The 15,494-nt window shown below is 71.9% G+C and carries 15 protein-coding genes; 13 read left to right on the top strand and 2 right to left on the bottom strand.

From position 1 onward, the window contains the following. Window positions 1–128: 128 nt before the first annotated feature. The 8 genes from Q0L15_RS13700 (at window position 129) to Q0L15_RS13735 (ending at window position 8,284) form a co-directional block, all read left to right on the top strand. Entirely contained in the window at window positions 129–1,886 is a 1,758-nt protein-coding gene (locus Q0L15_RS13700) for an acetolactate synthase large subunit (protein ID WP_296605005.1), read from the top strand. A 67-nt stretch (window positions 1,887–1,953) separates the two neighbouring features. Beyond that, entirely contained in the window at window positions 1,954–2,508 is a 555-nt protein-coding gene (gene ilvN, locus Q0L15_RS13705) for an acetolactate synthase small subunit (RefSeq protein ID WP_296605006.1), read from the top strand. 41 nt (window positions 2,509–2,549) lie between these two features. Then, entirely contained in the window at window positions 2,550–3,578 is a 1,029-nt protein-coding gene (gene ilvC / locus Q0L15_RS13710) for a ketol-acid reductoisomerase (protein ID WP_296605007.1), read from the top strand. 88 nt (window positions 3,579–3,666) lie between these two features. Further along, window positions 3,667–4,374, top strand: a complete 708-nt coding sequence (locus Q0L15_RS13715; RefSeq protein WP_296605008.1) for a DsbA family oxidoreductase — start codon at window positions 3,667–3,669, stop codon at window positions 4,372–4,374. Between the two features lie 41 nt (window positions 4,375–4,415). After that, window positions 4,416–5,291, top strand: a complete 876-nt coding sequence (gene efeU, locus Q0L15_RS13720; protein WP_296605009.1) for an iron uptake transporter permease EfeU — start codon at window positions 4,416–4,418, stop codon at window positions 5,289–5,291. A 27-nt stretch (window positions 5,292–5,318) separates the two neighbouring features. After that, on the top strand, window positions 5,319–6,413 hold the full coding sequence (gene efeO / locus Q0L15_RS13725) for an iron uptake system protein EfeO (RefSeq protein WP_296605010.1): 1,095 nt from the start codon (window positions 5,319–5,321) through the stop codon (window positions 6,411–6,413). 11 nt (window positions 6,414–6,424) lie between these two features. Beyond that, a complete protein-coding gene (gene efeB / locus Q0L15_RS13730; protein WP_296605019.1) occupies window positions 6,425–7,684 on the top strand; it encodes an iron uptake transporter deferrochelatase/peroxidase subunit in 1,260 nt (419 codons plus the stop codon). Window positions 7,685–7,753: 69 nt separating this feature from the next. After that, window positions 7,754–8,284, top strand: a complete 531-nt coding sequence (locus tag Q0L15_RS13735) for a VanZ family protein (protein ID WP_296605011.1) — start codon at window positions 7,754–7,756, stop codon at window positions 8,282–8,284. On the opposite strand, the gene Q0L15_RS13740 is transcribed toward Q0L15_RS13735, so the two are convergent. Together Q0L15_RS13740 and Q0L15_RS13745 are read right to left on the bottom strand one after the other, a co-directional pair. Then, window positions 8,205–8,741 (bottom strand): GNAT family N-acetyltransferase, encoded by a 537-nt coding sequence (locus Q0L15_RS13740; RefSeq protein WP_296605012.1) that lies wholly within the window; start codon window positions 8,739–8,741, stop codon window positions 8,205–8,207. The two genes, Q0L15_RS13735 and Q0L15_RS13740, sit on opposite strands and share 80 nt — an antisense overlap. Window positions 8,742–8,754: 13 nt before the next feature. Beyond that, window positions 8,755–10,305, bottom strand: a complete 1,551-nt coding sequence (locus tag Q0L15_RS13745; protein ID WP_296605013.1) for an ATP-binding cassette domain-containing protein — start codon at window positions 10,303–10,305, stop codon at window positions 8,755–8,757. A gap of 241 nt (window positions 10,306–10,546) precedes the next feature. Here Q0L15_RS13745 and serA point away from each other — a divergent pair, with 241 nt between their 5' ends. Genes serA through Q0L15_RS13770 form a run of 5 tightly spaced genes read left to right on the top strand, consistent with a single transcriptional unit; the run spans window position 10,547 to window position 15,320 of the window. Beyond that, on the top strand, window positions 10,547–12,151 hold the full coding sequence (gene serA, locus Q0L15_RS13750) for a phosphoglycerate dehydrogenase (RefSeq protein WP_296605014.1): 1,605 nt from the start codon (window positions 10,547–10,549) through the stop codon (window positions 12,149–12,151). A 45-nt stretch (window positions 12,152–12,196) separates the two neighbouring features. Then, window positions 12,197–12,514 (top strand): metalloregulator ArsR/SmtB family transcription factor, encoded by a 318-nt coding sequence (locus Q0L15_RS13755; protein WP_296605015.1) that lies wholly within the window; start codon window positions 12,197–12,199, stop codon window positions 12,512–12,514. Continuing rightward, window positions 12,511–13,032, top strand: a complete 522-nt coding sequence (locus tag Q0L15_RS13760; RefSeq protein WP_296605016.1) for an SRPBCC domain-containing protein — start codon at window positions 12,511–12,513, stop codon at window positions 13,030–13,032. The genes Q0L15_RS13755 and Q0L15_RS13760 overlap by 4 nt, the downstream gene beginning before the upstream one ends. After that, complete coding sequence (locus Q0L15_RS13765) at window positions 13,032–13,424, top strand: VOC family protein (RefSeq protein WP_296605017.1); 393 nt, start codon at window positions 13,032–13,034, stop codon at window positions 13,422–13,424. The genes Q0L15_RS13760 and Q0L15_RS13765 overlap by 1 nt, the downstream gene beginning before the upstream one ends. Window positions 13,425–13,475: 51 nt before the next feature. Continuing rightward, the gene (locus Q0L15_RS13770; RefSeq protein ID WP_296605018.1) at window positions 13,476–15,320 is read left to right on the top strand and encodes a glycoside hydrolase family 3 protein; all 1,845 of its coding nucleotides are present in this window, start codon (window positions 13,476–13,478) and stop codon (window positions 15,318–15,320) included. Window positions 15,321–15,494: the final 174 nt, after the last annotated feature.

Here is a 15,494-nt window from a genome sequence, read left to right on the forward strand (position 1 = left end):
ACGCACGCGACGTGTGAGCTGAGTCGACACCGACCACAGCGCGCACGTCACCCCTCGCCGCCCTCCCGGGCCGAGGGGTTTTTTGTTGGGCAGGGCACGGCACCAGGTAGCGAGACAGGACAGAACCGATGAGCGAGCAGATGACAGGCGCCCAGAGCCTCGTCAGGTCGCTGGAGGCCGCGGGCACCGAGCACATCTTCGGCATCCCCGGCGGCGCGATCCTCCCGGCGTACGACCCCCTGATGGACTCCTCGATCCGGCACATCCTGGTGCGCCACGAGCAGGGTGCCGGCCATGCGGCCCAGGGCTACGCCGCGGCCACCGGTCGGGTCGGGGTCTGCATGGCCACCTCCGGACCGGGTGCGACCAACCTCGTCACGCCGCTGGCCGACGCGCACATGGACTCCGTCCCGATCGTGGCGGTGACCGGGCAGGTCGGCGCCGCCCAGATCGGCACCGACGCGTTCCAGGAGGCCGACATCCGCGGCATCACGATGCCGATCACCAAGCACAACTTCCTGGTCACCGACCCCGCCGAGATCCCGCGCACCGTCGCGGAGGCCTTCCACATCGCCTCGACCGGCCGACCCGGCCCGGTGCTGGTCGACGTCGCCAAGTCCGCGCTGCAGGCGATGACCACGTTCGCCTGGCCGACCGAGCTCAGCCTGCCCGGCTACCGCCCGGTGACCCGGCCGCACTCCAAGCAGATCCGCGAGGCGGCCAAGCTCATCCTCGAGTCGCGCCGACCGGTTCTCTACGTCGGTGGCGGGGTCATCCGCGCCCGCGCCGCCCGCGAGCTGCGGGTGCTGGCCGAGCTGACCGGCATGCCCGTGGTCACCACGCTCATGGCGCGCGGGGCGTTCCCCGACAGCCACCCCCAGCACCTCGGCATGCCCGGCATGCACGGCACCGTCGCCGCCGTCGCCGGCCTCCAGCGCAGCGACCTGATCATCAGCCTCGGCGCCCGCTTCGACGATCGCGTCACCGGCAACCTCGACTCCTTCGCGCCGGGTGCGCGCGTCATCCACGCCGACATCGACCCGGCCGAGATCGGCAAGAACCGCGCGGTCGACGTCCCGATCGTGGGCGACTGCCGCGAGGTGATCAGCGACCTCGTCGTCGCACTGACCACCGAGGCCGACGCCGGCCACACCGGTGACTACGAGGCGTGGGTCGAGTTCCTGGCCGGGGTGAAGAAGAAGTACCCGCTCGGCTACGACACCCCCACCGACGGCGGCCTGGCGCCGCAGTACGTGCTCGAGCGGCTCGGCGCGATCGCCGGCCCGGAGGCGATCTACTGCGCCGGCGTCGGTCAGCACCAGATGTGGGCGGCGCAGTTCGTCGGCTACGAGCACCCGAACACGTGGATCAACTCCGGTGGCCTCGGCACGATGGGCTACTCCGTGCCCGCCGCCATGGGCGCGAAGGTCGGCATGCCCGACACGACCGTGTGGTCGATCGACGGCGACGGCTGCTTCCAGATGACCAACCAGGAGCTCGCGACCTGCGCGATCAACGACATCCCGATCAAGGTCGCGATCATCAACAACGAGTCGCTCGGCATGGTGCGCCAGTGGCAGTCGCTGTTCTACAACGAGCGCTACTCCAACACCGACCTGCACTCCAAGCGGATCCCCGACTTCGTCAAGCTCGCCGACGCCTACGGCTGCGTGGGCCTGGCCTGTGACAGCCCCGGCGAGGTGGATGCCACCATCCAGAAGGCCATGGAGATCAACGACGTGCCGGTGGTCGTCGACTTCCGGGTGCACCGCGACGCGATGGTGTGGCCGATGGTCGCGGCCGGCACCAGCAACGACGACATCAAGTACGCCCGGGACCTGGCCCCCAAGTTCGACGACGACGCAGATCTGGAGCTCCGTCCATGAACACCCCACGAAATCGCGAGCTTCACCCGCTTCGCTCCTCCAGCGCACGATTCCGCGGAGGCCCCGCATGAGCGCCCCCTCCACCACCCGCCACACGCTGTCGGTCCTGGTCGAGAACAAGCCCGGCGTGCTGACGCGCATCGCCGGCCTGTTCAGCCGCCGCGGCTACAACATCGACTCGCTGGCCGTGGGCCCGACCGAGCACCCCGAGGTCTCGCGGATGACGATCGTCGTCAACGTCGAGGAGTCCCCGCTCGAGCAGGTCACCAAGCAGCTGAACAAGCTGGTCGAGGTGATCAAGATCGTCGAGCTCGACCCGACCGCCTCGGTCAACCGCGAGCTGCTCCTGGTCAAGGTCAAGGCCGACGTCGAGAACCGTGGCCAGGTGCTCGACACCGTGCAGCTCTTCCGGGCCAAGGTCGTCGACATCGCCCCCGACGCCGTGACGATCCAGGCGGTCGGCAACGCCGACAAGCTCTCCGACCTCCTGCGGGTGCTCGAGCCGTTCGGCATCCGCGAGCTCGTGCAGTCCGGCATGGTCGCGATCGGTCGCGGCTCTCGCTCCATCTCCGAGCGCAACCTGCGCCCGGTGGCCATCCCTGCCCCGCCCGCAGCGGGCTGAAGCACCACACCAACCAGCACCAATCAGAAGGAGAAGCCCCCGTGGCTGAGATGTTCTACGACGACGACGCCGACCTGTCCCTGATCCAGGGCAAGAACGTGGCGGTCATCGGCTACGGCAGCCAGGGCCACGCCCACGCGCTGTCGCTGCGCGACTCGGGCGTCGACGTCCGCATCGGACTGCAGCCCGGCTCCAAGAGCCGCGCCAAGGCCGAGGCCGAGGGGCTCCGCGTCCTCACGCCGGCGGAGGCGGCCGAGGAGGCCGACGTCATCGTGATCCTCGCGCCCGACCAGCACCAGCGGAAGCTGTACGCCGAGGAGATCGAGCCCAACATCGCCGCGGGCGACACCCTCGTCTTCGGCCACGGGTTCAACATCCGCTTCGGCTACATCACCCCGCCCGAGGGCGTGGACGTCTTCATGGTCGCCCCCAAGGGCCCGGGTCACCTGGTCCGCCGCGAGTTCGTCGACGGCCGGGGCGTCCCGGTGCTGGTCGCGGTCGAGAAGGACCCGTCCGGCACCACCTGGGACCTGGCCCTGTCCTACGCCAAGGCGATCGGCGGCCTGCGCGCCGGCGGCATCAAGACCACGTTCACCGAGGAGACCGAGACCGACCTGTTCGGTGAGCAGGCGGTCCTCTGCGGCGGCGCCTCCCAGCTGGTCATGTACGGCTTCGAGGTCCTCACCGAGGCCGGCTACCAGCCCGAGGTCGCCTACTTCGAGTGCCTCCACGAGCTCAAGCTGATCGTCGACCTGATGTACGAGGGCGGCATCGCCAAGCAGCGCTGGTCGGTCTCCGACACCGCTGAGTACGGCGACTACGTCTCCGGCCCGCGCGTGATCACCCCTGAGGTGAAGAAGAACATGGAGGCCGTGCTCGCCGACATCAAGAACGGCTCGTTCGCCAAGCGCTTCATCGACGACATGGACGCCGGCTCCCCGGAGTTCAACGAGCTGCGCAAGAAGGGCGAGCAGCACCCGATCGAGCAGACCGGCCGCGAGCTGCGCAAGCTGATGGCCTGGGTGAAGTCGCACGACTCCGACTACACCGAGGGCACCGCCACCCGCTGATGCATTCACGTTGACCCGCCCGAAACTTTCGGGCGGGTCAACGTCATTTCGGGGGAATGGGGCAGCATCGTTGCGGGTTCAACCAGACATGCGCATCGAGATCTGGAGCGACGTCGTCTGCCCGTGGTGCTACGTCGGCAAGCGGCGCCTGGAGAAGGCCCTGGGTGGGTTCGAGCACGCCGAGGACGTCGAGATCGTCTACCGGTCCTTCGAGCTCGACCCGACGGCTCCTCGGCACGGTCATGAGCTGAGCACCGGCGTCATCGCGCGCAAGTACGGCCGCAGCGAGGACGAGATGCGCGACATGCAGCAGCAGCTCATCGAGCTCGCCGCCCAGGACGGCCTCGACTTCAAGCTGTTCGAGACCCTGCACACCAACACCGTCGACGCCCACCGGCTCCTGCACCTCGCGCTCGAGACCGGGGGAGCGGCGCTCCAGCGCGAGCTCAAGGAGGCGCTGCTGGCGGCGTACTTCACCCACGCCCGCAATGTCGGCGATCACGACGTGCTCACCGAGGTCGCCGTCGCGGCCGGGCTCGACGAGGCGCGCGTGCGCGAGGTCCTGGCCGGTGAGGAGTACGCGTCGGCCGTCGAGGCCGACGTCGCCCAGGCGCGGGCCTACGGAGCGACGGGCGTGCCGTTCTTCGTCGTCGACCGCAAGTACGGCGTCTCCGGCGCCCAGCCCGCCGCCGTGTTCAGCCAGCTCCTCGACCAGGCCTGGGCCGAGTCCCACCCCGTCCTGCAGACCGTCGGCGGCGACGCCGAGGCGTGCGGGCCCGACGGCTGCGCGATCTGAGGTTAGGCAAACCTAAGCACGAAGGCGTACGATCGGGTCTCGTGTTCGCGAACTACCTGATCGGCCTGCGCGAAGGCCTCGAGGCGGCCCTGGTCGTCAGCATTCTGGTCGCCTACCTGGTCAAGTCCCAGCGTCGGGAGCTGCTGCCGCGCATCTGGGCCGGCGTCGCCCTTGCGGTCGCCGTCTCGCTCGCCTTCGGGTTCGCGCTCTTCTACGGTCCGCGCAGCCTCACGTTCGAGGCCCAGGAGGCGATCGGCGGCGGGCTGTCGATCGTCGCGGTCGGCCTGGTCACCTGGATGATCTTCTGGATGGCGCGCGCCGCCCGCACCCTCAGCGGCGAGCTGCGCGGCCAGATCGACAAGGCCGCCGAGGGCAGCTGGTTCGCCCTGGTGCTCGTCGCGGTGCTCGCGGTCGGCCGCGAGGGCCTCGAGACCGCCCTGTTCCTGTGGTCCGCCACCGAGGCCGTGACGCGGGAGAGCGACGCCACCTGGCAGCCGCTGCTCGGCGCGGGCCTCGGCATCGCCACCGCCGTGGCGCTGGGCTACCTGCTCTACCGCGGCGCGATCACGATCAACCTCAGCAAGTTCTTCGCCTGGACCGGCGGCTTCCTCATCATCGTGGCCGCGGGCGTCCTCGCCTACGGCGTGCACGACCTCCAGGAGGCCGGCATCCTGCCGGGCCTCGACACGCTCGCGTGGGACGTCTCCGACGTGATCGACCCGTCGACCTGGTACGCCGCCCTGCTCAAGGGTGTCTTCAACTTCTCCCCGGCCACCACGGTGCTCGAGGCCGTCGCCTGGGTGCTGTACGTCGTCCCGACGATGACGCTCTTCGTCCGCGGCGTACGCCGGCGCAACGCCGGACCCACGCGGCCCGCTGCGCCCGCGCCCGAGCCGTCCACCCCCGTCAGCCACTGACCCTTCGCGAAGGATCCCCCGACCCTCATGCGCAAGCCCCTGCTCGTGGCGCTCGTCGCCGCCCTGCCGCTGTTCGCCGCCTGCACCGAGAACACCGACCGCTCCGAGGCGGCCGACGGCGGCGAGAGCCGCACGATCACCGTCACCTCGACCGACGACGGCTGTGACCTCTCGGCCACCGAGGCCCCCTCGGGCACGCTGACCTTCGAGGTCGCCAACAAGGGCTCGGCCGTCACGGAGTTCTACCTCCTCGGCGAGGACGGCCAGCGGATCGTCGGCGAGGTCGAGAACATCGGTCCCCAGCTCTCGCGCGAGCTGGTGGTCAGCGCGCCCGCCGGCTCCTACGTCACCGCGTGCAAGCCCGGCATGAAGGGGGAGGGCATCCGCGACGACTTCACCGTCACCGCGTCCGACCAGGAGCCCACCGCCGGCACCGACGACGCCGCCGTGGACCAGGCGCTGGAGAGCTACGAGGACTACGTCCAGGAGCAGACCGAGCAGCTGGTCGACAAGACGGGGCAGTTCGTCGCCCTCTACAAGGCCGGCGAGGACGACCGGGCCCGCGCGCTCTACCCGGACGCCCGCACCCACTGGGAGCGGATCGAGACCGTGGCGGAGTCCTTCGGCGACCTCGACCCCAAGATGGACGCGCGCGAGGCCGACCTCGAGCCCGGCCAGAAGTGGACCGGCTGGCACCGCATCGAGAAGGACCTGTGGCCGCCGGCCGACGGCTACCAGGCGCTCAGCGCCAAGCTCACCTTCACCGTCGACCAGGTCGCCAACGGCTCCCGGGGCCTGCTCGAGGAGGTCGCGAACGGCAAGGTCACCGGCGAGGAGGAGATCTGGTCGCACACCGACCTGTGGGACTTCCAGGCCAACGTCGACGGTGCCCGGGTCGCGTTCGAGGGCCTCGAGCCGATCGTGGAGCAGAAGGACCCCGAGCTCGCCGACACCCTGGAGAGCCGGTTCGCCGAGCTGCAGAAGCTGCTCGACGCGCAGCGCGCGGGCGACGGCTTCGTGACCTACGACCAGCTCGCCCAGGACGAGGTCCAGGCGCTCGCCAACGCCGTCAACGCGCTCGCCGAGCCGCTGTCCCGACTCACCGCGGCGGTGCTGTCCTGACCGAGCACGGCATCTCCCGACGGGGCCTGGTCGGCGGTGGGGTCGCCGCCGCCGGGTTGGCCGCGGGCGCCTTCGCTGCCGGGCGGGCGACCGCCGCCGACGGTGAGGCGCCGCCGGCGGCGCGCGACGCGTTCGCGTTCCGCGGGCCCCACCAGTCCGGCATCGTCACCCCCGCCCAGGACCGGCTGCACTTCGCAGCCTTCGACGTCACCACGGGCTCCCGAGCCCAGCTGGTCGCGCTGCTGAAGGCCTGGACCGAGGCCGCCGACCGGATGATGCGCGGGCTGCCCGCCGGTGAGATCGGTCCCGTCGAGGGGTCGAGCCTGCTGCCGCCCGACGACACCGGCGAGGCGATCGGGCTGCCCGCGAGCGGGCTCACGATCACCTTCGGTTTCGGCCCGACGCTCTTCCGCGACGAGCAGGGGCGCGACCGCTTCGGCCTGGCCGAGCGCCAGCCGTCGGCCCTCCACACGCTGCCCCACTTCCCCGGCGACATGCTCGACCCCGCGCGCTCCCACGGCGACCTGTGCGTCCAGGCCTGCGCGGACGACCCCCAGGTCGCCGTCCACGCGATCCGCAACCTGGCCCGCATCGGCTTCGGCACGGTCGCGGTGCGCTGGTCCCAGCTCGGGTTCGGGCGTACGTCGACCACCTCGACGTCCCAGAGCACCCCGCGCAACCTGTTCGGCTTCAAGGACGGCACCGCCAACGTCAAGGCCGAGGAGCCCGACGCTCTGGACGAGCACATCTGGGTCGCCCCCGAGGACGTAAGCGGCGGCGCCGCCTGGCTCGCGGGCGGCTCCTACCTCGTGACCCGGCGGATCAACATGCGGATCGAGACCTGGGACCGCCAGCCGCTGGGCGACCAGGAGGCGTTCGTCGGCCGCACCAAGGGCAGCGGCGCCCCGCTCTCCGGGGGCGAGGAGTTCACCGAGCCGGACTTCTCGATGCCCGGCAGCGACGGCCCGGTGATCGCTCAGGACGCCCACGTGCGCGTGGTGCACCCGGACTTCCACGGCGGCGCCCGGATGCTGCGCCGTGGCTACAACTTCGTCGACGGCACCGACTCGCTCGGCGGCCTGAACGCCGGGCTGTTCTTCATCGCGTTCGTCCGCGACCCCGACACCCACTTCACCCCGATCCAGACCGCGATGGCGAAGTCCGACGCGATGATGGAGTACCTCAAGGTCACCGGATCCGCGGTGTTCGCGGTCCCGCCGGGGATCGGCGACGGCGAGTACGTCGGCCAGGCCCTCTTCGAGCAGCAGTAGCACTCCAGGACACCTGATCGGCACCTCAGGCGGAGGCTCGGCACCCGCGCGTCTCGTTAGGGTCGTCGCGTGATCAGCACCGTCCTCGTCGAGCACCCGTGGCTGTCCCCGACCGCCCTCGTCGCCCTCGTGGTCCTCGGCCCGCTCGTGGGCAGCCGGCTGGCGCCGTACCCCCGTGCCGCCTGGTGGGCGACCGTGGTCGCGTCGGTCCCGGTGGGGGTGCTGACGCTGATGCCCGTCGACCGCGAGCTGTTCGGACGCTGCGAGGTCGCCTGGGCGCTCCCGACCGTGGGGCGCGTCGAGCTCGCGGCCAACGTGGTGCTGATGGTCGCGCCGGTGCTGTTGGCCGGCGTGGCGTGGCGCCGTCCGCTGCTCGCGCTGGCCGCGGGCAGCGGGGTCTCGATCGCCATCGAGGCCGTGCAGGCACTGGTGCCTGCGATCGGGCGCTCCTGCTCCACCAACGACTGGCTCTCGAACACCATCGGCGCGGCCGTCGGCGCCGCGCTGGCGTGGGCGGCTCTCAGGCGCGCGGGAGTGCCCGCCACCGCTCGGCCGTCATCACGAACAGGGCCGACTCGTCGGCGTACCACCGTCGGGTGATGCCGCGGTCCTCCATGCCGAGGCGGCGCATCACCGCCTGGGAGGGCCGGTTGTCGGTGTGGCTGACCGCGATCACCTCGGGCAGCCTCGCTGCGAACGCGTGCCCCAGCACCGCGCGCGCGGCCTCGGTGGCGTAGCCCCGGCCCCAGGAGTCGGGGTGCAGGTGCCACCCGATCTCGACCTCGCCGTCCTCGGCGTTCGGCAGCGTCAGCAGCAGCACCGTGCCGACGACGACCCCGTCCTCGACCCGCTCGACCGCCCACATGCCGAGCGGTGGTGCGTCGCGCTCGGCGTAGCGGTCGATGCGCGCGTGGGCCTCGTCGAGGTCCCGCATCAGCTGCGGCTCTCCGTCGCCGAGCCACTTCACCACCTCGAGCCGGCTCAGCAGGTCGAGCAGGCGCGGCGCCTCCTCGTGGCGCCACGGGCGGATCAGCAGACGGTCGGTCGCGAGGTGCACGCCCGCCACCCTCTCAGTCCCGGAGACCGTCCGCATCGGGGTTTGCGAGGTCGAGGACCCGCTCCACGCCGATGTCCTCGAGGAACCCCGCGTCGTGGCTGACGACCACCAGCGCGCCGCGGTAGGAGCTCAACGCCGAGACCAGCGCGTCGTACGACGCGAAGTCGAGGTTGTTGGTCGGCTCGTCGAGCAGCAGCAGCTGCGGGGCGGGATCGGCCAGCAGCAGCGCGGCCAGGGTGGCACGGAACCGCTCGCCGCCCGACAGGTCACCGGCCCGGCGGTCCGCGGCCGCACCCCGGAACAGGAACCGGGCGAGCCGGGCTCGCACCGTGTTGGCGTCCGCGCCGGGTGCGCGCCGCTTGACGTTCTCGTAGACGGTGGCGTCGTCGTCGAGCACGTCGAGCCGCTGGGGGAGCAGTCCCACCGGCACCTGCGCCTGGTCGACCAGGGCCCGCAGCAGCGTGGTCTTCCCCGACCCGTTGGGGCCGACGATCCCGACGCGGTCCGGGCCGCTGATCGCGAGGGTGTCACCCGCGAGCACCACGCGTCCGCGGGGCACCTCGGTGCCGGGCAGGTCGATACGGATCTCCCGGTCCTCGCGCAGCCGCGACTCCGCGAGGTCGAGCCGCCCGCGTGCCTGCTCGACGCGGTCGTCCTGCACGCGCCGGTGCCGAGCGGCGGACTCCTCGGCCTGCTGCTTCTTGGCGTTGATGGCCGCCTTGCCGAGCCCGGTGGTGCGCTCGGCCTTGGCAGCGTTGCGGCGGCGCGCGGCCAGCATCCGCTCGGCCTCCACCCGCTCGTTGCGCTGGCGGCGGAGGTCGGAGCGCGCGGTCGTGGCGGCCTGCTGAGCGGCCGCCTGCTCGGCCTCGACCTGGGCCGCGTAGGCGGAGTAGCCACCGCCGTACCACCGCACCACGCCGTCGCGCAGGTCGCCGATCCGGTCCATCCGCTCGAGCAGCTCGCGGTCGTGGCTGACGACGAGCAGCGAGCGCGTCCAGCCCTCGACCACGGCGTAGAGCCGCTCGCGCGCATCGGAGTCGAGGTTGTTGGTCGGCTCGTCGAGCAGCAGGACGTCGGGTCGGGCCAGCAGCAGCCGCGCGAGGCCGAGCTGGGTGACCTCGCCGCCGGAGAGCTGTCCGAGCCGCCGGTCGAGGACGTCGTCGGGCAGACCGAGGCGGGCGAGCTCGGCCATGGCCCGGTCCTCGATGTCCCAGTCCTCGCCGATCAGGTCGAAGTGGGCCTCGTCGACCGAACCGCCCTCCACGGCTCGGATCGCGCGGCGGACCGCGCCGATGCCGAGGAATTCCTCGACCGGTTGCTCGACGTCGAGGGTGAGGTCCTGGGGCAGGTAGCCGACCTCGCCAGCGACCTGGACGTGCCCGGCGGTGGGCCGCAGCGCGCCGGCGACGATGCGCAGCAGCGTCGACTTGCCGGCGCCGTTGACGCCGACCAGGCCGGAGCGGCCGGGGCCGACGAGGAGGTCGAGACCGTCGAGGACGGAGGTGCCGTCGGGCCAGGCGAAGCCGAGGCCGGACGTGCTGATGACAGGGGTGGGTGCGGGCATGACGAAGCTCCGGGAGAGGTGGCGTGGGTGGGGCGGCGACCTCAGAGCTTCAAGCGGACCTGCCTGGGGGAGGGGATGGGGCGCCGCCAGGGTAGGGGGTCGGGCCGGGCGCGCGCGAGCGATTTCGCTCTCTCCGCTCTTCGAGAAGCGTTCATCGAGGTCGGGTAGAGTGCCGAGCGCAGCACAGCGTCGTGCGCCCACCTCTCCATCGCAGATCCCCCGAGGACTCCACGCTGTGACCATGCCCGTCGCCCGGCCCGTCGACCGTCCCGTCGTGCTCATCGCCGAGGAGCTCAGTCCGGCGACCGTCGAGGCGCTCGGGCCGGACTTCGAGATCCGGCACTGCGACGGCGCCGACCGGGCCGCGCTCCTCGCCGCGATCGCCGACGCCGACGCGCTGCTCGTGCGCTCGGCGACCAAGGTGGACGCCGAGGCGCTCGCCGCCGCGCGCCGGCTGCAGGTGGTCGCCCGCGCGGGCGTCGGCCTCGACAACGTCGACGTACGCGCCGCCACCCAGTCCGGCGTCATGGTGGTCAACGCGCCCACCTCCAACATCGTCTCCGCCGCCGAGCTCGCGGTCGCGCTGATGCTCGCCGCCGCCCGCCACGTCTCGCCGGCACACGCCGCGCTCAAGAACGGCGAGTGGAAGCGCGCGCGCTACACCGGCACCGAGCTCTACGAGAAGACCGTGGGCATCGTCGGCCTGGGCCGGATCGGCGTGCTGGTCGCCCAGCGGCTCAGCGCGTTCGGCATGAACGTCATCGCCTACGACCCCTACGTCCAGGCCGGACGCGCGGCCCAGATGGGGGTGCGGCTGGTCGACCTCGACACGTTGCTGACCGACGCCGACTTCATGTCCGTGCACCTGCCCAAGACTCCCGAGACCATCGGACTGATCGGCACCGAGCAGCTCGCGAAGGTCAAGCCGTCGCTCGTGCTGGTCAACGCCGCGCGCGGTGGCATCGTCGACGAGGCGGCGCTCTACGCCGCGCTCAAGGAGGGTCGTATCGCCGCGGCCGGTCTCGACGTCTTCGCACAGGAGCCGTGCACCGACAGCCCGCTCTTCGAGCTGGAGAACGTCGTCGCCACCCCGCACCTCGGCGCCTCGACCGAGGAGGCCCAGGAGAAGGCCGGGCTCGCGGTCGCCAGGTCGGTGCGACTGGCGCTCTCGGGGGAGCTGGTCCCCGACGCCGTGAACGTCCAGGGCGGCCTGATCGCCGAGGATGTCCGACCCGGCATCCCGCTCACCGAGAAGCTCGGCCGCGTCTTCACCGCGCTGGCCGGCGAGGTCGCGCTCTCGATCGACGTCGAGGTCCGCGGCGAGATCACCGACTACGACGTCAAGGTGCTCGAGCTGGCTGCCCTCAAGGGCATCTTCACCGACATCGTCGAGGACCAGGTGTCCTACGTGAACGCACCCCTGCTCGCCTCCGAGCGCGGCACCGCGGTGCGACTCGTCTGCGACCCCGAGAGCCCCGACCACCGCAACCTGATCACGCTGCGCGGCACGCTGGCCGACGGCTCGCAGGTCTCGGTGAGCGGCACGCTGATCGGGATCAACCAGCGCGAGCGGCTGGTCGAGGTCAACGGCTTCGACGTCGACCTCGAGCCCACCGAGCACCTCGCGTTCCTCACCTACGGCGACCGGCCCGGCCGCGTCGGCACGGTCGGGGTGATCCTCGGTGACGCCGGCATCAACATCGCCGGGATGCAGGTCTCCCGCGACGCCAAGGGCGGCCGCGCGCTGGTCGCGCTGTCGGTCGACACCGCGATCCCGGCCGACGTCCTCGCCGACATGCAGCACGCGATCGAGGCCGTCTCGGCCCGCGCGGTCAACCTGGTCTGAATGTAACCTTGTAGTTACGTAACCGATCGGGTACGGTCGTCCGTCATGGACGCCGTCTTGCAGGCGTTGGCCGACCAGAGCCGACGCACGGTGCTGGAGATCCTTCGCGACCACCCGGCCACTGCCGGGGAGCTGGCCGATGCCCTGCCGATCGCGCGACCGGGGGTGTCGAGGCACCTGCGGGTGCTGCGGGAGGCCGGCCTCGTCGACGTACGGCAGGAGGCGCAGCGGCGCATCTACAGCCTGCGCCCGGAGGCGCTCGTCGAGGTCGACGAGTGGTTGGCCGACTACCGGGCGCTGTGGGAGCACCGGCTCGACGCGCTGCACACGGAGATCGCACGAGGCAAGAAGGAGCGCAGATGAGGATCATCGGGACCGTCCGGGCGATCGACGAGGGCCGGGGCGCGGTGCGGGTCGAGGACGTCTACGACACCGACCTCGAAGATCTGTGGCAGGCCTGCACCGATCCGGGCCGCCTGGCGCGCTGGATCGCGGTGGTGACCGGCGATCCGGCGCCGGGGGCGACCGTGCAGGCGGTCTTCACCAGCACGTGGAGCGGCTCGGTGCGCATCGACGCGTGCGAGGCGCCTCGCCACCTGCTGGTCACGATGGAGCCCGGCACCGAGGACGAGACCCAGGTCGAGGCCTGGCTGACCGCCGAGGGGGCGGGCACCAGGCTCGTCGTGGAGGAGCGTGGCCTGCCGGTCGGCTCGTTGCCCTACTACGGCTCCGGGTGGCAGGCCCACCTCGAGGACCTCGGGCGCTCGCTCGCGAGCGACGACCCCGTCCACGAGGGCGGCTGGTCGCCCGAGCGGCCGGCGGCGCAATGGCGCCGCCGCTGGACCGAGCTCACGCCGGCGTACCAGGACGCGGAGTCCTGATGTCGGCGCGGATCCGGCTTGATTCGACGACCGTCGACGCCCCGGACGCCCTGGAGCTGGCCAGGTTCTACGCCGACGTCCTCGACGGCGTCGCGATCGGGGACGCCCGCTGGGCCGCCGTGACGGGACCGAACGGCTTCCTCGCCTTCCAGCAGGCCGCCGACTTCCGTCCGCCGACGTGGCCGGGTGGGGACGCGCCCATGCACCTGCACCTCGACTTCCACGTCGACGACCTCGAGGCGACCGGCCGACGGGTCGTCGCGGCCGGTGCCGAGCTGCTCGACGTCCAGCCCAACGCGGACCACTGCCTGGTCTACGCCGATCCTGCGGGCCATCCGTTCTGTCTCTCGACCTGGAGTGGCCCGGAGCTCGCCGCGGGAGCAGGCTCCTGAGCCTGCCGCGAGTCGACCTCCTCGGGAGCCGGGCCGCGCTAGCGTCGGCCCATGCGCCCTCGGAGTCTCGTGACCGGCGTCGTGAGCGCCGGTCTGTCGCTGTCGCTCGCGGCCGCGTTCGGTCCGGCGCCGGAGCCGGCAACAGCCGGTGAGCGGCCCCCCACCTCGTCGTACGCCGAGCAGGCGCGGGCGCTGCTGCGGACCATGAGCCCGAAGCAGAAGGTCGGCCAGCTGTTCGTCATCGAGGTGGCCGGTCGCGACGCGAACGTCGTGACCGACGAGGCGAAGGCCGTCAACCAGCGGCTGTACGGCGTGGACACGCCCGCCGAGGCGATCGCGAAGTACCAGCCCGGCGGCGTCATCTACTTCACCATCCGCAACGGCGACGACAACATCGGCGACCCGGCGCAGGTCGCGACGCTCTCCAACGGCCTGCAGCGCGCGGCGCGGTCGCTGCCTGGGCGCATCCCGCTGCAGATCTCGGTCGACCAGGAGGGCGGCGCGCTCGTCGCGCGGTTCGGCGCGGCGAGCGGCGCCACGCAGATGCCCGGCAACATGGCGCTCGGCGCCACGGGCTCGACCGGCGCGGCACGGCGCTCCGCCACGGTGATCGGCACCGAGCTCGCCGCCGTCGGGGTCACCCAGGACTACGCACCGGTGGCCGACGTCAACGTCAACCCGAACAACCCGGTGATCGGGATCCGGTCGATCGGCGCCGATCCGGCGCTCGTCTCCGACCTGGTGGCGGCCCAGGTGCGCGGCTTCCACCGCGGCGGGGTCACGGCCGTCGCCAAGCACTTCCCGGGGCACGGCGACACCGGTGTCGACAGCCACTACGGCCTGCCCGAGGTCACCCACACCCGGGCCCAGCTCGAGGCGATCGACCTGCCGCCGTTCCGTGCCGCGATCGCGGCCGGGGTCGACACGATCATGACCGCGCACGTCGTGCTGCCGGCGATCGACCCGGGCGTGCCCGCGACGATGTCGCACAAGATCCTCACCGGGCTGCTGCGCAAGCAGCTCGGCTTCGACGGCCTGATCGTCACCGACGCCCTGGACATGAGCGGCGCGACCGCGACCTACCCGCCCGACGTCGCGCCGGTGCGGGCGCTGCGGGCCGGCGCCGACCAGCTGCTGATCCCGCCGCAGATGGACACGGCCTACCGCGCCGTCCTCCGCGCGGTGCGCCAGGGCGTCATCACCAGGAAGCGGCTCGACGCGTCGGTCTACCGGATCCTGCTGCACAAGCTGCGCCAGGGCCTGTTCGACGACCCGTACGTCGACCCGGTCGCGGCCGCCCGGGTCATGGGCGCGCCCGAGCACCAGGCCGCCGCCCAGGCGATCTCCGACCGGACCACGACGCTGGTCGAGAACGAGTCCGGCCTGCTGCCGCTCGCCGCCGGTCCCCGCCGGGTGCTCGTCGCGGGCTGGGGCGCCACGACCACCCAGACGCTGGCCACGGCGCTCGCTGCGCGCGGGGCGACCACCCAGGTGCTCGAGTCCGGGACGACGCCCACCCAGGAGGCCGTCGACGCCGCGGCCGCCGCCGCGCAGGACGCCGACCTGGTCGTGGTCACCACCAACAACGCGTACGCCGTCGACGCGACCACCGGCGAGCCGGCCGCACCCGCGGCAGCCCAGACCCGACTCGTGCGCGCCCTGCTCGCGACCGGCACGCCGGTGGTGGTCGCCGCCGTACGCAACCCCTACGACGTCGCATCGTTCCCGGAGGCGCCGACCGTGCTCGACACCTACGGCTACACCGCGAGCCAGCTCGAGTCGCTGGTGAGGGTGATGTTCGGTGAGGTGCGTCCGAGCGGGCGGCTCCCGGTCTCGATCCCGGGCCCGCGGGGGAGCGGGGAGCTCTTCGAGATCGGGCACGGACTGGGCTACTGAGGTCGCCTGCGAGCGGCGGGGCGAGCCCCCCGTAGCGCCGCCGTCGGTCGAGCCTGTCGAGACCTCCGCAGCATCGGCAGGGCGCTGACTGTTCGTCGGCCTGCGGGTCCGCTCGGGTTGTCGTTGTTGAAGAACGAGGGAGCGTGGTCGCCGTTCGCTGTGGTCACCCGAGGG

This window comes from Nocardioides sp. (assembly GCF_024509035.1).
GTDB lineage: Bacteria > Actinomycetota > Actinomycetes > Propionibacteriales > Nocardioidaceae > Nocardioides.

What these genes read in the sequence shown, in the direction of transcription:
- Q0L15_RS13765 (WP_296605017.1), top strand. Translation starts at nt 13,032, where the DNA reads ATGTCGGCGCGGATCCGGCTTGATTCGACGACCGTCGACGCCCCGGAC.
- Q0L15_RS13700 (WP_296605005.1), top strand. Translation starts at nt 129, where the DNA reads ATGAGCGAGCAGATGACAGGCGCCCAGAGCCTCGTCAGGTCGCTGGAG.
- efeO (WP_296605010.1), top strand. Translation starts at nt 5,319, where the DNA reads ATGCGCAAGCCCCTGCTCGTGGCGCTCGTCGCCGCCCTGCCGCTGTTC.
- ilvN (WP_296605006.1), top strand. Translation starts at nt 1,954, where the DNA reads ATGAGCGCCCCCTCCACCACCCGCCACACGCTGTCGGTCCTGGTCGAG.
- Q0L15_RS13715 (WP_296605008.1), top strand. Translation starts at nt 3,667, where the DNA reads ATGCGCATCGAGATCTGGAGCGACGTCGTCTGCCCGTGGTGCTACGTC.
- serA (WP_296605014.1), top strand. Translation starts at nt 10,547, where the DNA reads ATGCCCGTCGCCCGGCCCGTCGACCGTCCCGTCGTGCTCATCGCCGAG.
- Q0L15_RS13770 (WP_296605018.1), top strand. Translation starts at nt 13,476, where the DNA reads ATGCGCCCTCGGAGTCTCGTGACCGGCGTCGTGAGCGCCGGTCTGTCG.
- Q0L15_RS13760 (WP_296605016.1), top strand. Translation starts at nt 12,511, where the DNA reads ATGAGGATCATCGGGACCGTCCGGGCGATCGACGAGGGCCGGGGCGCG.
- Q0L15_RS13755 (WP_296605015.1), top strand. Translation starts at nt 12,197, where the DNA reads ATGGACGCCGTCTTGCAGGCGTTGGCCGACCAGAGCCGACGCACGGTG.
- Q0L15_RS13745 (WP_296605013.1), bottom strand. Translation starts at nt 10,305, where the DNA reads ATGCCCGCACCCACCCCTGTCATCAGCACGTCCGGCCTCGGCTTCGCC.